This window comes from Rhizobium phaseoli, from assembly GCF_010668805.1.
GTDB lineage: Bacteria > Pseudomonadota > Alphaproteobacteria > Rhizobiales > Rhizobiaceae > Rhizobium > Rhizobium phaseoli_A.
Genome location: NZ_WUFT01000006.1, coordinates 306,155 through 323,324 on the forward strand (window position 1 = coordinate 306,155; position 17,170 = coordinate 323,324).

Consider the following 17,170-nt stretch of genomic DNA (forward strand, 5'->3'; position numbering starts at 1 on the left):
CAAGTCCTGTTCTTTGTTGAATGTTGACCGTTCAGGCGCTTTCGAGCGTCTGCAGAAGGGCTGCGATATAGCCGTAGCAAAAGGCAAAGGCGGTGGCGGAAGGGTCCTTGCCGCTGACCGTCGGCACGTGGTCGGGCATCAGCATATATTTGTAGCCGACCTCTTTGTAGATCCTGGCCGAGCGGACCATGTCCATGTCGCCCTCGTCGAGGAAGGTTTCCATGAACGAGAGCTTGCCGCCGCGTATGTTGCGGAAGTGAACGTTGAAGATCTTGTTGCGCTGACCGAACCAGCGAATGATGTCGTCGATCTCCTCGCCGGGATTTTCAAGCATCTCGCCGATCGAGCCCTGGCAGAAATTGAGGCCGTGATAGGGGTTTTCGCGCATCAGCACGAATTTCTTCAGGCCTTCGACAGTGCCGAGCACCCGCGTGACGCCGCGATAGCCGGGCGGCGTATAGGGATCGTGCGGATGGCAGGCGAGCCTGACGCGATTGCTTTCGGCAACAGGAACGACGCGTTCGAGGAAATAATCGATCCGTTCCCAGTTTTCGTCTTCCGATAGAACGCCGGCAAGGCCGGGCTCGGCCTGCTGATCCGTCTTGTCCCAGCGGAAGCTGGCATTCATCGATCCGCCGCGTCCCGGTTCATCGGGTGTGCGCGGAATGCCGATCAGATTGAGATTGTATTTCACCGCAGGAATGCCGGCCGCCGCTGTATTCTCGATCAGCTTGCAGACGGCGTCGATCTGCCTGTCGCGATCGGGGCCGGCGAGCAGGATATCGGGATAGGAAGCCTTCTCGATCGGCTGCGAGGGCAACGGCAGTTGGATCATGTCGAGGATCAGGCCGAAGCTTTCAACCTTGTCGCGATGGCGCTCGAGGTCGGAGAGCGTCCACCTGCTCGGTTTTCCCGGCGGGTCGGCGTTGATATGCTTCACACCCAGTTGCGCGAAGATACGATAATCGTCGTCATCCCGCGCTGCGACCTGCGTTCCCAGATACATTTGAGTCTCTTTCGAAATTACACAATGTCATATGACATAATATGAATTTCTGAGAGAGTCGAGCCCTATTGCTGCTCGGAGAGCATCCGATAGCGACGCTGGCTGGCCATCATATGGGCGCGCATCGCCTGGCGGGCGCGATCCGGATCCTGATCGGCGATGGCCGACAGGATTTCAACATGTTCGGCATAAACCTTTTGCAGATAGTCGCGGTCATTGGCCTCCGGCAGCGTCGGAAACTGGCCGCGGGGGATGGCCTTGGGGCCGAATTGGCGCAGGACATCGACATAGAATCGGTTGTTGGTGGCGGCGGCAATCGCCATGTGGAACGCATAATCCGCCTCCACCGTCTGCTGTCCGGTCTCGATCAGATTTGCCATTCTGCGGTTGGCTTCACGAATGGCCGCCTCCTGCTCGGCGGTGCGGCGATAAGCAGCAATTGCCGCCGCTTCACCTTCGGCCGCCATGCGAAACTCCAGCAACTCAAGGGTTTCAGGGATGCTTTTGATTTCCACCGGCGTCAATGACAGGAGAGAATGCGCTTTCGGATCGGCGACAAACACCCCTTTGCCCTGGATCGGCTTGACGAAGCCCGCCGACCTGAGATCGGCGATCGCCTCGCGCACCACGGTGCGGCTGACGCCGAAGGTCGCTTCAAGCTGCGGCTCGGTCGGCAGCTGGTCGCCGACCCGCAGCTTCCCCGTCTCGATCTGCGCCCGCAGCTGGTCGATGACCTGTTGTGCCAGTCTTTCTCGCCCACGGCTGAGTGTCGTCATTTTTCCGTTCCCCAATCCCTTTGCACTCAAGTCTCCCGCTCGGGCCTTGTCAACCGTATCAGACTTCGATAGATCATAATACGACATACGGGCGACATAATATGTCTCCTATAGTAATCCAGGGAGGAGTGACAATGAAGCATTTTTCTAAAGGCTTGTTCGTCGGCGCCGTTTTCGGCGCCTTGACAATCGCCGCACCGCAGCTGCAGGCCGCCACCCCGCAGGACCAATTGGTGATCGGGACATCGCTGGCTCAGGTTCTGTCCCTCGATCCGCAGCAGGCGACCGAAGGCAAGGCCGTCGAGATCATGTCCAATCTTTACGACCGGCTGGTCGCCAGCACGGCTGATGGTAAGATCCTTCCGCAGCTGGCGGAAAGCTGGAAGGTTGACGACAAGGGCATCACATTCACGTTGCGCAAGGCCAATTTCGCCTCCGGCAACCCGGTGACATCGAAGGACGTGGTCTATTCTCTGGCGCGGCTCTTGAAGATGGATCAGGCCGCTGCCGCCAACCTCAAGCGCGTCGGCTATGACAAGAACAATGTCGAAAAGCTCGTCAAGGCGGTCGACGACCAGACGGTGCGGATCGATCTCTCCGACCAAGTGACGGCGGAGCTTCTGCTCTACCGGCTGACGACGACGACGACCAGCGTGGTCGACAGCGTCGAGGTCGAGAGCCACGCCGTCGACAATGACTACGGCAACGCCTGGATGCGGACGCATTCGGCCGGCTCCGGTCCGTTCACCCTCAATCGCTGGTCTCCGAACGAGCTTGTCATTCTCGACGCCAGCAAGGGTTATGTCGACGGCGCTCCGAAGATGAAGCGCGTCATCGTCCGCCATGTGCCGGAAAGCCAGGTCGAGCGGCTGATGCTGGAGCGCGGCGATATCGATATTGCCAGTGCGCTCACGGCCTCCGATCTTGCGACGTTCCAAGCCAAGCAGGGCTTTGCCATCCAGCGTATTCCGACAGGCGGCTTCTACGTTCTGTCGATGAATGCCGGCAACCAGTACCTCGCCAATCCCAAGGTCCGCGAGGCGATTGCCTACGGCATCGACTACAAGGGCATCGAGAAGACGATCATGGGGCCTTACGGACGGGCGCGAACCGTTCCCGTTCCGGAGAACTTCGAATATGCGATCCCGAGCCCGGATTGGCAGCTCAACGTTGAGAAGTCCAAGCAGCTGCTGAGCGAGGCAGGCTACAAGGACGGCTTTTCGCTGACGCTGAAGACCATTGCGCAAACGCCGCGCATCGATCTTGCCACCGCCATCCAGGCATCGCTTGCCCAGGTCGGCATCAAGATCGACATCCAGCAGGGCAACGGCTCGGAAATCATTGCCGCCCATCGCGCCAGGGATTTCGATCTGCTGATCCCGCAGACCAGCGCCTACATGCCGAACGTGCTGGGGTCGATGGAGCAGTTTTCCTCCAATCCCGACAACTCGAAAGAGGCCAACAATGCCGGCAATTTCGTCTGGCGTTCGGCCTGGGACATCCCCGAGCTGACGGCGCTGACCGCAAAAGCATCGATGGAGCCGGACGCCAAGAAGCGCGGCGAACTCTACGTTCAGATGCAGAAGATGTTCGTCGAACAGAAGCCGGCCGTGCTGCCGATGTTCGAGCGCTTTGAGCCGATCGTCCTGACCGGCAAGGTCCAGGGATATATCGGACATCCGTCTCAAATGACGCGTCTTGAGAACGTGACCAAGGTCGAAACCCAGTAAAGACTCTTAAGGCAGCCGATCATGAAGGAACTCTCCGTAGCCGAATTTGGCCGACGCCTGGCGCATTTGCTGGTCAGCCTGTTCATTCTCCTCTGTGTGACCTTCGTGATCGGCCGCGTTCTGCCCACCGATCCGGTCGGCGCGATTGTCGGCGAGCTCGCCGATCCCGCCGCCTATGCGGCGATGCGAGCCCGCCTGGGGCTCGATCTGCCGATTTACCAGCAGTTTTTCCTCTATCTGAACGGGCTGGCGCATGGTGATTTCGGCACTGCCGTGCTCACTGGCAATCCGGTCTCCTCAGACCTCGCCCAGGCGTTTCCGGCAACCTTCGAACTGGCGACGCTGGCGGTGATCATTTCGACATTCGTCGGTGTGCCGCTCGGCCTGGTCGCGGCATTGTTTCGCGACAGCTTCATCGACAAGACGGCCCGGGTGGTCGCGCTCGTCGGGCATTCGATCCCGGTCTTCTGGTTCGGCATCGTCGGGCTCGTCATCTTCTATGCCGGCCTCAACTGGGTCGGCGGGCCGGGCAGGATCGATGTCTTCTACGAAGGCCTCGTCACACCGCGCACCGGCCTGTTGCTGATCGACAGCCTGCTGCAGGGCGAGACGGAAATCTTCTGGAATGCGCTCAGCCATATCATTCTGCCTGCCATCATCCTCGCCTATGCGGCGATGGCCTACATCACCCGTATGACACGCAGCTTCACCCTGGAGCAGTTGAGCCAGGATTATGTCATCGCAGCCCGTGCCAAGGGTGTGAGCCCCTTCGGCACGATCTGGCGCCACGTCCTGCCGAACATTGCCGTGCAGCTGATCACCATCCTGGCCATTTCCTATGGCGGGCTGCTCGAAGGCGCTGTCGTCACCGAGATCGTCTTCTCCTGGCCGGGCATCGGCCAGTACATGACGAACGCCCTCATGATCGGCGACATGAACGCCATCGTGGCCGGCACTATCATCGTGGGATTCATCTTCATGCTGTTAAACTTCCTCGCCGACGTCGCTTACGCCGTCTTCGATCCGCGCATGCGGGAGGCGGCCCGATGAGTGACGCCATCCGCAGCGACATTCAGATCCGCCCGCCAAGCGTGTCGAACCGCATCGCGGCGTCGTTTGCGCGCGCCGGCCGCAAATTGGCTGCCGAGCCGCTTGGCCTGGCCGGTTTCGTCATCCTCGGCTTGCTGTGCCTGATCGCGATCTTCGCGCCGCTTCTGGCGCCTTATGATCCGGTCGTGCAGTCGCTTGGCGATGCCTTACATGCCCCGAGTCTGGCGCATTGGGCCGGCACCGACGAATTCGGCCGCGACATTCTAAGCCGCCTGATCTTCGGCACGCGCATCACCATCCAGACCGTGCTTTCGATCTCGCTGATCGTCGGGCCGATCGGCCTGCTGATCGGCGTCGTCGCCGGCTTCTTCGGCGGTCGCACCGACGCGCTGCTGATGCGTGCCACCGATATCGTTCTGTCCTTCCCGTCGCTGATTCTGGCGCTGGCTTTTGCGGCAGCGCTCGGCGCCGGCCTGACCACGGCAATCATCGCGATCTCGCTGACCGCCTGGCCGCCGATTGCCCGGCTGGCGCGCGCCGAGGCGCTGGTCGTCAGAAACGCCGACTATGTGGTCGCCGCCCGCCTTTATGGCGCCTCGCCGTTGCGCATCCTTCTTCTCTATATCGCGCCGATGTGCGTTCCTTCAGTCATCGTTCGCCTGACCCTTAACATGGCCGGCATCATCCTGACGGCAGCCTCACTCGGCTTTCTCGGCCTCGGTGCGCAGCCGCCGGCGCCGGAATGGGGCGCGATGATCTCCAGCGGCCGCAAGTTCATGCTGGATTACTGGTGGGTTGCCGTGATGCCGGGTGTCGCCATCCTTCTCACCAGCCTTGCCTTCAACATCGCCGGAGATGCTCTGCGCGACCTTTTGGATCCTCGCCATGCCAGATCGTGAAATGAATGACCATGATCTGCAACCCGTTCTGTCCGTCAAAGGATTGAGCGTTCGCTTCGGGCGCGGCGCCGTGCCCGCCGTCTCCAATGTCAGTTTCGACGTCGGGCGCGAACGTGTCGGCATCGTCGGAGAATCCGGTTCCGGCAAATCGACGACGGGCCGCGCCATCATGCGCCTGCTGCCGCCGGCAGCGGTCGTCACCGCCGAGCGCCTGGATCTCGGCGGCGATCCGTTGCTTTCCAAGAGCGAGCGGCAAATGGGCGCGCTTCGCGGCAAGGATATCGCGCTGATCATGCAGGATCCGCGTTATTCGCTGAATCCGGTGCTATCGATCGGCAAGCAGGTCGCCGAGGCCGCACGCCTTCACCTCGGTCTTGGCAAGGCCCAGGCGCTTGACGCTGCCCGCGCCATGCTGGAGCGGGTGCGCATCAGCGATGCGGACCGGGTCATGGCGCTTTATCCCCATCAGATATCCGGCGGCATGGGTCAGCGCGTGATGATCGCCATGATGCTGCTGGCGCGGCCGAAGCTGGTCATTGCCGACGAACCGACCTCGGCGCTCGATGTCAGCGTTCGCAAGGACGTGCTGCTGTTGCTCGATGAATTGGTGCGCGAGAACAATTCCGGCCTGCTGTTGATCAGCCACGATATTCGCATGGTGGCCGCCTTCTGCGAGCGCATCATCGTCATGTATGCCGGCCGCATCGTCGAGACCCTGACCAGTCTCGACGATGCGCGCCATCCCTATACCCGCGGGCTGATAGCCGCGCTGCCCGACCCGAAGAACCCGGTTCGCCGGCTGGCGGTTCTCGACAGGGCCAAACTCGATCTGGAGACGGCGCAATGATCAATGTCCGCGACCTCGATGTCGTCTTTGCCTCCGGCAAATCGAGCAATCACGTCGTCAGGGGCATCAGTTTTCAGGTCAAGCAGGGGGAGACGCTGGGCATTGTCGGCGAATCCGGCTGCGGCAAATCGACGGTGCTGCGTTGCCTTGCCGGAATGGAGGCCGGCTGGACCGGGCAGATCGAGCTCGGCGGCAGACCGATTGGCAAGCAGCGCTCCCGCGAAGAGCTGAAATTTGCCCAGATGGTGTTTCAGGACCCGTACGGATCCCTGCATCCGCGCCATCGCATCGGCACCGCCTTGGCCGAACCGTTACGCGCCATGGGCCATTCCGATATCTGGTCGAAGGTCGAAAAGGCCTTGATCCAGGTGGGACTGCCGGCGAGCTTCGCCAATCGTTTTCCGCACGAGCTTTCCGGTGGTCAGCGGCAGCGCGTGGCGATTGCCCGGGCGCTGATCCTGTCACCGCCGATCCTGCTGCTCGACGAGCCGACATCGGCGCTCGATGTCTCGGTCCAGGCCGAAATTCTCAACCTGCTTGCCGATCAGCGTGAGGAAAAGGGACTGACCTATCTGCTCGTCAGCCACGACCTCGCCGTCATCGCCCATATGTGCGACCGTGTGTTGATCATGAAGAACGGTCTTTTCGTCGACGAACTGACCAGAGAGGATCTGCAGGCCGGCGTCACGCATGATGCCTATGCGCGCGAACTGTTCGAAGCGAGCTTCATCGAAGCCTGATATTTCGGCTGACGGCTGCGACGCTACCCCTTTCGACGAGATGGCAGGCTAGCTCGACGCGGCGCCGAGGGGCGGCAAGGCCGAGCATCATGTCGCGCAAGAGATCGAGCGCGGTGGCGCCGAGTTCGCGCATCGGAATATGCACCGTCGACAGCGGCGGAGCGAGAAAGGCCGACTGCGGCAGGTCGTCGATGCCCATGACGGAGATATCCTGCGGTACGGCATAACCCATCGCCTGCAACCCGCGCACGGCGCCATTGGCAAGACTATCGCCCGCCGTCAGAACGGCGGTGAAGGAGAGGCCTTTGTCGCGGACAAGTCGGGTGAGAGCCTCGGCGCCGAGTTCCGGCAGCCAGTCGTCGACCTCGAGCACCAGATCGGCATCGGCCTTCAGCCCATGATGCTGCAGGGCATCGCGCCAGCCTTCCAGGCGCCGCTCGATCGTTCGCCGTCCCGGCCGCAGCATGAACAGGATGCATTCATGCCCCGCCTTGATCAGGTGCTCGGCGGCAATGAAGGCGGCCGAGCGGTTGCAGGGCGTCACACTCGAAAGCCGCATATAGGGATCGTCGCTATTGACGAGCACGACGGGTTTGCCGAGACCGGCGGCTGCCGCCAGCATATCCTCCTCATCGACGGTCAGGATCAGCATGCCGCCGAAACTCGGATCATCCCGCATCTCGGCGACGACGCGCGCTTCATCCCCCTTGTCGGCGACCGGACGCATCGCCAGCTCGATGCCGAGGGCCGCCGCACGCGCATTCAAGCCTTCGAGCACATAGAGCGTGAACTGATTGCGGACATAATCGATCATCGCCGCGCCGGAGGCGACGAGCATGACCTTTTTGCCGGCAACGCTTCCCGGCACGGCGTAGCTGACGGCACTTGCCGTTTCCAGCACCAGCTTGCGGATATCAGGCCGGACGCCTTTTTCGCCGGCCAAGGCGCGAGAGACCGTGCTGATCGACACGCCGCACCGGGCGGCGATATCGTCGAGACGCGTGCGCCGGCCTTTTTTCTCGTCCGCTGCCATGTCGTTCTCCTCGCTCCCATTCCTTTATGCAAAAATCTTTCAGATTGCGCAAACACAATGCCTATGCACAATTGCCCAAGAGGAGCCGCGGCAAGCGGCAGAGCAGGGAGGCTTTGAAGATGCGGCTTACCGCCAGTCCATGCGCCGGCGTTTCCGACGTCCCACGGCTCGAACGAGCTGAAGCATGACCGCTGAGAAATCCCATCTTCGCCGCGCCACCGGCAAGCAGAGCCCGATCGTCTATTGGCAGCTCGGCCATCTCTCGCAGCAGCGCTACGACGTCGCCGACCGGCCGATGGAAGGCAGGATGGATCCGTTTTTCTTCGTCACCAAGACGAAGAACTTCATCCCGCACGAATATCCCTGTCGCACCGAATTCAAAAAATCCTTCTCCGGCGGAAGACCGCAACCGACCGCCGAATTCGAACCTGTCCGCTGGTGGTTGCCCTTTGCCTCGCCGCGTGTCGATCTCTCCGGCTTCTGGTTTCGCCCGTCCCGCATCGGCTGCTGGGCACGCACCTTCCTCGATGCCCGTTCAGCCGGGCGAGCCACGCTTCGCCTGTCGACCTGCGGCGGCGCCATCCTCTTCGTCAATGGCCGCGAGCAGGGCTTCATGGGGCCCTACCAGCGTAATCTGGAAGCCCAGCAGCTTTTCGAGGTCGAACTGACGGCGGGCCTCAACGAGATCCGCGTCTATTTCGACGATCTCGCCGAGCGCGACGCCCGCTTCTATTTCCAGCTGGATTATCTCGACGGGCCGGAGGTCGAAACATCGATTCCCGTTCCGATCGCCGCCGTTGCTGCAGACACGCTGGAGGCGATCCTCGAAGGCATGCGCTTCGACCGCACCGCCTATCTCGGCGAGGATGTGACGATCCTTTTCCCCGTGCCGCTGCCGGTGGCGCTGAGCTGCCATGTCGAGATCGAAGGCGACTTCATGTCGAGCGAGCGCTTCGATTATGATTTCTCGCTGGAAGCGGGCGCTACCAAGCTGGCGCTTGGCACCTCGGCTGATATGCCCGCCGATTTCCGCCATTTCCGCATCACCTTCAAGACAGGCGAACTTTCCCTAGGCCGCACCCTTGGCGTCGAGATCTGTCATCCTCACCGCCAGGGGCAAGCGCCCGCCGCTCTGGAGGACCGCGTCGCCGAGGCGCTTGGAGAAGTCGCCGCCCATTCCGAGCCCGACACGGTCTGCGCTTTCGCGCGTCTGGCGTTGGGGCAGGGCGGCGAGGAAACCGAGGCGATGATCTCGGCCATGCTTCCGGTCATCGAGGATTGCCACGACTGCGCCGACTTCGTGCTGGTGCCGCTGCTCTTTGCCTATACCCGCTGGAGCGATCTGCTGTCGCAAGGTCTGCGCGACAGGATCCAGCAAGCGGTCCTCAATTACCGCTATTGGATGGACGAGCCGGGCAACGACGTTCAATGGTATTTTTCGGAAAACCATGCGCTGCTCTTCCACACCGCCGCCTATCTCGGCGGCCGGCTTTTCCCCCAAGCCGTCTTCGTCCGCTCCGGCCGCACCGGCGCCGCGCAGATGAAGGTCGGCGAAGAGCGGGTCCGCGCCTGGCTCGATCATTTCGAGCGCTGGGAGATGGCCGAGTGGAATTCCGTTCCTTATTTCCCGATCGACCTCAAGGGGCTGACGGCGCTTGCCGCCTGCGCGCCGGACGAGACGATCCGCGCCCGGGCGAATGCCAGCATTGTCCGGCTGATGGCGATCGTCGCCCGTTCGGCCCATCACGGCATGCTGACCGGCAGCCAGGGCCGCTCCTATGAACACACGCTGCGCCCCGGCCGCTCGGTCGAACTGTCGGCCATTTCTAGGCTGCTCTGGGGCCGCGGCTGGTATGGCCGGCGCGTCCACTCCCTGCCGCAGCTTGCCGTCTGCATCCGCGATCACGGCCTACGTTTTCCAGAAGCACTTGCCGAAATCGCCGCGCACCAGTCCGACGATGCCCAGGAATGGACGTTTTCGCAAGGCGAGAACTGTTTCGCCGCGCTCTATCACTACAAGACGCGCGACACCGCACTCGGCACCATCGCCCATTATCGCCCCGGCGCCTGGGGTTATCAGGAGACGGTGCTGCATCTGCGCTTAGGTGACCGGCCGGAAGCGCAGATCTGGATCAACCATCCCGGCGAAACCAGCCAGTTCGGTTACGGCCGGCCGAGCTTCTGGGGCGGCTGCGGAACGCTGCCGCGTGTGCACCAATATCGCGATCTGGCGATCCTCGATTTCGAGATCCACGAGGGCCAGCCGGATTTCACCCATGCCTGGTTCCCGCTCGAAGCCTTCGACGACACGGTGGTCGACGGCAATCTGGCGCTTGCCCGCGCCGGCAACGGGCTTGCGATGCTGATCGGCAACGGTGTGCTCGAACCGGTGAAACACGGCCCAACGACGGATGTCGAGCTGCGCCTCTCAGGCCGCAACGGCCGCTGGATCGTTCGTCTCTCCGATGTCGGCCGCGAAGGCAACCTTGATGGCATGCTGACGCGTTTCGCGACGCTTTCGGCCCGCCGCGACAACGAGGGCGCATTGGTCCTGGTCGATCCGGACTATGGCCAGGTCGTCTTCGAGGCGGACGGCACCGTGCGCGCAGAAGGCCGCATTCTTCGCCCGTCGGACTGGTCGGTGCGGGGAGACGCGGTACATCTTGAGATACCAGGCAGGCAGCCTCGGCGCGCGGCCTCATAGACGACATGCCCGGCAGGTGGAGGATCCGGCCGGACACAGCAATTCATCGGTCAGGAGGAGGAGAAAATGACCAGAATGAAATCGATCGGCGCGGCTTTGGCTGCTGTTCTCATGAGTTCCGTTGCGGCGCACGCCGGCGACGTGCGCATCATGTGGTATTCCGACGGCGGCGAAGGCGCTGTCGTCAAGGACCTGCTGGCGCGCTTCTCCAAGGCCAACCCCGACATCAACGTCATCCTCGACGAGGTCTCCTATGACGTCGTCAAGGAACAGCTGCCGGTGCAGCTCGAAGCCGGGAAGGGGCCCGACATCGCCCGCGTCACCAATCTGAAGGCGCAGGCGCAGCACTGGCTCGATCTTCGCCCGCTGCTGGCCGACGCGAAATATTGGGACGACAATTTCGGCGCCCAGGCCGACTGGATGCGGCCCGACGGCTCGAACGCCATCACCGGCTTTATGACGCAGCTGACGCTGACCGGCGGTTTCGTCAACAAGACGCTGTTCGAACAGGCCGGCGTCGAAATCCCCGGCCCGAAGGCCACCTGGGATGATTGGGCGGCGGCCGCCAAAAAGGTCGCCGACAGCCAGAAGGTCTTCGCCATGGCGATCGACCGCTCCGGCCACCGCGTCTCCGGCCCGAACATTTCCTATGGCGCCAACTATATCGCCGCCGACGGTAAGCCGGCGCCGATCGATCAGGGCGCCAAGGAATTCCTCAGCCGCTTCGTCAAGTGGAACGAGGAGGGCATCGTCAACAAGGATGTCTGGGTCAGTGCTGCCGGCACCACTTATCGCGCCGCGGCCGAAGACTTCATCAATGGCGGCCTTGCCTATTATTACTCCGGCAGTTGGCAGATCTCGGGCTTCGCCCAGAAGATTGGCGACAGTTTCGATTGGGTGATGGCTGGAAGCCCGTGCGGCACAGCCGCCTGCACCGGCATGCAGGGCGGCGCCGGTCTGGTCGCCGTCAAATACACCAAGAACCCGAAGGACGTCGCCAAGGTAATGGATTACCTGGCAGGCGCCGACGTGCAGAAGGAATTCGCCGAGCGCAGCCTGTTCATTCCGGCGCACAAGGCGGTGGCTGCCGGCCAGATGGACTTCAAGACCGACAATCCGCATGTGCAGGCGGCTCTGAAGGCCTTCGTCGAATCCGCCGGCCAGACGGCTGCACCGGCGATGAAGCTGCCGGGCTGGAAGTGGTCGGACGCCTATTACAGCGCCATCGTCGCCCGCATCAGCCAAGTGATCGCCGGCGAAATGAAGCTCGACGACGCCTATACCCGCATCGACGAGGACATCAAGGCCAAGGTTGCCGGCAACTGACGGGCGGACAGATGGCGGGAAAGACGGTTTCTTCCGAACCACCGGTGAAATCAGGTCTGCGGCAGGCGCTCTCGGCGCCTGTCCAGCTTGCCATGGGGCTGGTTGACGTTCCCATGCGCGCCTGGCAGAAGCTGACGGGGCTGAACGGCATGGCGGGCGTCTTCCTTGCGCCCAACATGCTGATCTTCACCGTCTTCGTGCTGCTGCCGCTGGTCATCAACTTCCTCTATTCGACGACAAGCGGCAGCGGCATCTTCCTGCAGAACAGGACCTATGTCGGCGCCGACCAATATCGCATCCTGTTCGATTGTGGCTCTTATCTCGACCCTTCGACCTGCGCCGCCGATACCTTCTGGGCGGCCGTGCGCAACACCGCCGTCTTCGTTGTCTTCCAGGTGACGGCGATGCTGATCGCGGCACTGGCAACGGCGTTGATCCTCAACCGCGAGCTTTCCAATCGCGGCTTCTGGCGCGCCGTCTTCTTCTTTCCGGTGCTGCTGTCGCCCGTGGTCGTCGGCCTGATCTGGAAGTGGATCCTGCAGCGCCAGGGCCTGCTGAACTACGCGCTGAGCCCCTTCGGCTTCGAACCCTTCTCCTGGCTCAGCGATCGTTTCTGGGCCTTCTTCTTTGCCGTCTTCGTCTCGGTCTGGGCGCATATGGGCTTTTACGCGCTGATCCTGCTCGCCGGCCTGCAGGCGATCCCGCGGGATCTCTATGAGGCTGCTGCCATGGACAAGGCGAGCCCCACCCGCATTTTCCGGCGCATCACCCTGCCGCTGCTGATGCCGAACCTCATCGTCGTCCTGGTCCTGGCGCTGATCCGCGCCGTGCAGATCTTCGACGAGGTCTTCGTTCTCACAGGCGGTGGGCCGGGCACCAGCACCATGTACATCACCCAATATATCTACGAGACCGGCTTTGCGAGTTCGTTGCGCAATCCGGGGCTTGCGTCGGCCGCCTCGATCCTGATGGGCATCGTGCTCGTCATCCTGACGCTGGTCCAGCTTGGCGCCAGCAGCCGCAACGAGAAGAAGGGAACACGCCAATGAGCGCCGTCGGCTCGTTCCTGCTGCGCCGCCGCGGCCGCGGCTGGCACTGGACGGATGTCGTCACCTGGATCTGGCTGATCTCGGGCGTCTTCCTGATGTTCGGCCCGGCCGTCTGGCTGGTCTTTTCCTCCTTCAAGACGCCGGCCGCCCTTGCGGAGTTCCCGCCATCCTTCCTGCCCTATGTCACCGAACAGGCCGTCGTGCCGGGCTACGACAAGCCGCTGCCGCTCTATACCGTGACGATGCCAGATGGCAGCAGCCGGGTGCTCGCCGAAGTCCGCCGCATCGGCATCATCGGCCAGATGGTCGATCCGAAACAGCCGGGTGAAATCGTCAAGGCTAATATCAAGGACCGCACCCCGGTGCGCAAAGTCGAATTCGCCGCCGGCAACTACACCGAGCCGTTCCAGCGCTTCGATTTCTTCCTCTTTCTGCGCAACTCCGTCTTCGTGACGGTCATCGCGACGGCCATCACGCTGCTGGTTAATTCCATGGCCGCCTTCGCGCTGTCGAAATACCAGTTCCCCGGGCGCACCGCCGTCATGCTGATGATCCTGGCAACATTGATGGTGCCGCTCTCAGTGATCGTCGTGCCGCTCTATTCGGTTATCGGCACACTGAACCTGTTCGACAGCCTCTGGGGCGTCATCCTGCCGACGGTCGCCACCCCGACCGGCGTCTTCCTGCTGCGGCAATATATGCTGACCATCCCCGACGAGCTGATCGACGCCGCGCGCATGGACAAGGCCAGCGAATGGCAGATCTATTGGCGCATCATCCTGCCGCTGTCGGCGCCGGCGCTGGCGGTGCTGGCGATTTTCTCGGTCGTCTGGCGCTGGAACGACTTCCTCTGGCCGCTGATCGTGCTGTCGCGCAAGGAGCTCTATACGCTGCAGGTCGGCCTCAACGTCTATGCCGGCGAGCTCAATGTGCAATGGCACTACATCCTCGCCATGACGGTCGTCTCGATGATCCCGGTGGTGCTGATCTTCGTCTTCCTGCAGCGCTTCATCACCACGGGCATTGCCGGCTCGGGACTCAAATAGTCAAACAGGAGAGTGCATGAGCGGGCTCGAGCTCAGGAACATCGTCAAGAATTTCGGCGCCGTCGAGGTCATCCGCGATGTCTCGCTTGCCGTCAACGACGGCGAGTTCGTCGCATTCGTCGGCCCGTCCGGTTGCGGGAAGTCGACGCTGCTGCGCCTGATCGCCGGCCTCGACAAGCCGACTGCCGGCACCATCGCCATCGACGGCACGGATGTCACCGAGATCGGCGCCGCCGACCGCGGCCTTGCCATGGTCTTCCAGTCCTATGCGCTCTATCCGCATATGAGCGTGCGCGAAAATCTCGCCTTCGGTCTCGAGAATACCAAGGTGGCCAAGGCCGAGATCGAAGCGCGCATCACTGACGCCGCCCGCATGCTGGAGATCGAGCCTTTCTTGCAGCGCCGTCCGGGCCAGCTCTCCGGCGGCCAGCGTCAGCGCGTCGCGATCGGCCGCGCCATCGTCCGCCGCCCGGACGCCTTCCTGCTTGACGAGCCGCTTTCCAATCTCGACGCCGAGCTGAGAGTGAGCATGCGCGCCGAGCTTGCCGCCCTTCACGCCCGCCTGAAGGCAACGATGATCTACGTCACCCACGATCAAGTCGAGGCGATGACGCTTGCCGACCGCATCGTCGTGCTTCGAGGCGGCAGGATCGAGCAGGTGGGAACGCCGCTGGAACTTTACAACACGCCGGCCAACCGCTTCGTCGCCGGCTTCATCGGCGCGCCGCACATGAATTTTCTGGAAGGTGCGATTATCGGCCATGAGAACGGTTTCGCCGAGGTCGAAACCGTCGGCGGCCATCGTCTCTCGGTGGTTGCCAAAGAGGTGCGCCCAGCCGGCGAAAGGGTCAGCATCGGCATCCGGCCGCAGCACATCACCCTTGCCGATGGAACTGCCGCGCAAAAGCTGGACACCCGCATCACCCTTGTCGAGGAACTGGGTTCGGAGACCGTCGTCCACGCCGACGCAGGTGGAAAGAAGTTGATTGCCGTCTTTGCCGGCCAGCAACGGATGAAATCAGGCGACAGCTTGCCGCTGCATCTCGACCCCGCCGTGCTGCACCTCTTCGGCGAGGACGGCCGGCGTTTGTCCTGAGGCGCGAATCGCTAGAAAATTGCGAAAGAGAGTATTAATTCCAGCAAGAGTTTTTATTGTCGAAATTGCAGGAGTTGAGGGTTCGTGGTGACGGTATTTCGAAATTTATTGGTTGCTGTGTCTGTAGCGTTTTCTTTCTATGTCGGTGCGTATCTGTATTCTCCGCCATATCGGCCGAATTACATTTTTGCTGAGCCGAATTATTTGAATTTTTATTTTTGGAGCAACGGTGAAGGAAAGTTTCAGTTTCGGGATATTTTAAAAAATAGTGAATACAAATTCGACAAGGTCTGTGCATCCGGCGAGGGTGGGGTTCCACCTTATGAAGTACGGAATTCGAAACCGGTCTCAGGTGTTGAATTGAATGATCCTCTAAGCATGAGTTATCTCAGCCTGTATCTGCTTGGAGAAGGATCGTATTCGGTAATGAACTTCGATCCTTTGGATGTCGCAATCGATTGGCCATTTAGCGGTTGCCAGCCTATCGAAGGATTAAGCTTGGAGATTCATGCAAGAAATGGATACGCGGGAATTACCTACACGATAAGGCAGAAGACTTAATCCAAGACTCGTAATTTATTTAAGGTCATCGCGATATTTCTCTGCACACCAGTAGCAAAACGATAGCGCATGATTTTACAACTAAAACTTGATTAATAAATTCTGATTTGGTAGATAATTTTCTCGACGGCAAACCTGTGGCAAGCCCGATCTTTTAAGTAGCAATACTAATAGAAATGTGATTTTGGTGAGTGATATTCGCCTTGGAATTGGCTGCTATCCGATTTTAATAACTATTGTTGCGAGTTATATTTATTTAAAATCCATTCTTGAAAAGAAATTCAACCGACAAGAAATTATATTCTCATCGCTGATAATGAGTATATTTTTGGCGTCCATTATATATTACCTGAATGGAACTGTATCAACGCAGCACTTCGTTGCGTCGCAGGTGATGGCCACAGTGTTTTTCTTTCTTCTGGTGCAGATGGCGATGAGCAATGCGGCGGTCAATCCCGGACCGGTTTTGCTAGATGGCGGAGCGCGCCACACAACGCTTGCCGCAATAGTTTTGCTTCCAGCTCCAGCTTTGTTGATCGGTGACTATGTGATGGCGCATATATCCCCACGCTGCACCGGAGCAAAATGCGCCGCTTTCGAATTTATATTTGGATCGGACGAGATTTTCACGGTGTTTTATTGGTTGAATACCATAGGATCGGTTTTGCTAATTTCAGGCGTGGTTTCCATTATCATTTTAACGCGACGCTTTCCGAATAAATAAATACTCGGAGGAAGAATGGCAGACGAAATAAAATCGAATGACGGCCTATTTCACAATGTCAGTTTCTGTCGTTCAATCCAATTTTATGAATGATGCCAAACCCGATAAGCCAGCGGATGAATTGTTCTGTTCAAGGCCAGCGGCTTTTCAGCACTCTGCTAGCAAAAGTCCAAAAGAAACGGCCCGGGCCGAAGCGCGAGCCGGGAATTTTCAAATCAAGACAGCTTTATCGGCTGTTCTTGTGGCTCTGTTGACCAGCTTTTACAGGCTGTTCATGGCTGCCGCCGCGGGTCCCGTTGGACTGCGCGTCGCTGCCACCTGAAGAGGAGCTGCGGGCGTTGGAGTCGTTCTTGTGACTCTGCTGCCCAGCTTTGACGTGCTGTTCTTGGGTTCCACCTTGGTTTGCCATCCGGTTCTCCTTCGGTTTGAACGAGGCCACGTCGACCTCGAGGGAAGTGTAATAGCCCCGTAAATCTCCGGACACGATCTCCCACTTAACAAGTGTGCGAGGTAATGTGCCCATTATGACCAGTCACAGTCCTAAGATAGAAGTCCTGTCCGGCCCTGAGCGCCGCCGTCGCTG

At 60.5% G+C, this 17,170-nt stretch carries 16 protein-coding genes; 12 read left to right on the forward strand and 4 right to left on the reverse strand.

Annotated features, from left to right (window positions below):
• Positions 1–31 precede the first annotated feature (31 nt).
• The gene (locus tag GR197_RS12020) at positions 32–1,006 is read right to left on the reverse strand and encodes a mannonate dehydratase (RefSeq protein WP_164009627.1); all 975 of its coding nucleotides are present in this window, start codon (positions 1,004–1,006) and stop codon (positions 32–34) included.
• A gap of 65 nt (positions 1,007–1,071) precedes the next feature.
• Complete coding sequence (locus GR197_RS12025; protein ID WP_164009629.1) at positions 1,072–1,782, reverse strand: FadR/GntR family transcriptional regulator; 711 nt, start codon at positions 1,780–1,782, stop codon at positions 1,072–1,074.
• 134 nt (positions 1,783–1,916) lie between these two features.
• Here GR197_RS12025 and GR197_RS12030 point away from each other — a divergent pair, with 134 nt between their 5' ends.
• From GR197_RS12030 to GR197_RS12050, 5 genes are read left to right on the forward strand one after another with little or no spacing between them, the layout of a single operon-like run.
• Positions 1,917–3,512 (forward strand): ABC transporter substrate-binding protein, encoded by a 1,596-nt coding sequence (locus GR197_RS12030; protein ID WP_164009631.1) that lies wholly within the window; start codon positions 1,917–1,919, stop codon positions 3,510–3,512.
• A 21-nt stretch (positions 3,513–3,533) separates the two neighbouring features.
• Positions 3,534–4,562: an ABC transporter permease gene (locus GR197_RS12035; protein ID WP_164009633.1), complete on the forward strand. Its 1,029-nt coding sequence runs from the start codon at positions 3,534–3,536 to the stop codon at positions 4,560–4,562.
• Positions 4,559–5,461 (forward strand): ABC transporter permease, encoded by a 903-nt coding sequence (locus tag GR197_RS12040; RefSeq protein WP_164009636.1) that lies wholly within the window; start codon positions 4,559–4,561, stop codon positions 5,459–5,461. The genes GR197_RS12035 and GR197_RS12040 overlap by 4 nt, the downstream gene beginning before the upstream one ends.
• A 1-nt stretch (position 5,462) precedes the next feature.
• Entirely contained in the window at positions 5,463–6,308 is an 846-nt protein-coding gene (locus tag GR197_RS12045) for an ABC transporter ATP-binding protein (RefSeq protein WP_164009684.1), read from the forward strand.
• Positions 6,305–7,048, forward strand: a complete 744-nt coding sequence (locus GR197_RS12050) for an ABC transporter ATP-binding protein (RefSeq protein WP_164009638.1) — start codon at positions 6,305–6,307, stop codon at positions 7,046–7,048. Before GR197_RS12045 ends, GR197_RS12050 begins: the two co-directional genes overlap by 4 nt.
• Here the strand turns inward: GR197_RS12050 and GR197_RS12055 are convergent.
• Positions 7,035–8,081, reverse strand: coding sequence for a LacI family DNA-binding transcriptional regulator (locus GR197_RS12055; protein ID WP_164009640.1), 1,047 nt, complete (start codon positions 8,079–8,081; stop codon positions 7,035–7,037). The genes GR197_RS12050 and GR197_RS12055 overlap by 14 nt on opposite strands.
• 184 nt (positions 8,082–8,265) lie before the next feature.
• Here GR197_RS12055 and GR197_RS12060 point away from each other — a divergent pair, with 184 nt between their 5' ends.
• The 7 genes from GR197_RS12060 (at position 8,266) to GR197_RS12090 (ending at position 16,587) form a co-directional block, all read left to right on the forward strand.
• Positions 8,266–10,785 (forward strand): hypothetical protein, encoded by a 2,520-nt coding sequence (locus GR197_RS12060; RefSeq protein ID WP_164009642.1) that lies wholly within the window; start codon positions 8,266–8,268, stop codon positions 10,783–10,785.
• Between the two features lie 66 nt (positions 10,786–10,851).
• Positions 10,852–12,111, forward strand: a complete 1,260-nt coding sequence (locus GR197_RS12065) for an ABC transporter substrate-binding protein (RefSeq protein WP_164009644.1) — start codon at positions 10,852–10,854, stop codon at positions 12,109–12,111.
• Between the two features lie 11 nt (positions 12,112–12,122).
• Complete coding sequence (locus tag GR197_RS12070) at positions 12,123–13,160, forward strand: carbohydrate ABC transporter permease (protein WP_164009646.1); 1,038 nt, start codon at positions 12,123–12,125, stop codon at positions 13,158–13,160.
• Positions 13,157–14,206 (forward strand): carbohydrate ABC transporter permease, encoded by a 1,050-nt coding sequence (locus tag GR197_RS12075; protein WP_164009648.1) that lies wholly within the window; start codon positions 13,157–13,159, stop codon positions 14,204–14,206. The genes GR197_RS12070 and GR197_RS12075 overlap by 4 nt, the downstream gene beginning before the upstream one ends.
• Positions 14,207–14,222: 16 nt before the next feature.
• The gene (locus GR197_RS12080) at positions 14,223–15,302 is read left to right on the forward strand and encodes an ABC transporter ATP-binding protein (RefSeq protein ID WP_164009650.1); all 1,080 of its coding nucleotides are present in this window, start codon (positions 14,223–14,225) and stop codon (positions 15,300–15,302) included.
• Positions 15,303–15,386: 84 nt separating this feature from the next.
• The gene (locus GR197_RS12085; RefSeq protein ID WP_164009652.1) at positions 15,387–15,863 is read left to right on the forward strand and encodes a hypothetical protein; all 477 of its coding nucleotides are present in this window, start codon (positions 15,387–15,389) and stop codon (positions 15,861–15,863) included.
• A 187-nt stretch (positions 15,864–16,050) separates the two neighbouring features.
• On the forward strand, positions 16,051–16,587 hold the full coding sequence (locus tag GR197_RS12090) for a hypothetical protein (protein ID WP_164009654.1): 537 nt from the start codon (positions 16,051–16,053) through the stop codon (positions 16,585–16,587).
• Between the two features lie 226 nt (positions 16,588–16,813).
• Here GR197_RS12090 and GR197_RS32745 read toward each other — a convergent pair whose 3' ends face one another.
• Complete coding sequence (locus GR197_RS32745) at positions 16,814–16,996, reverse strand: hypothetical protein (protein WP_164009656.1); 183 nt, start codon at positions 16,994–16,996, stop codon at positions 16,814–16,816.
• Positions 16,997–17,170 lie beyond the last annotated feature (174 nt).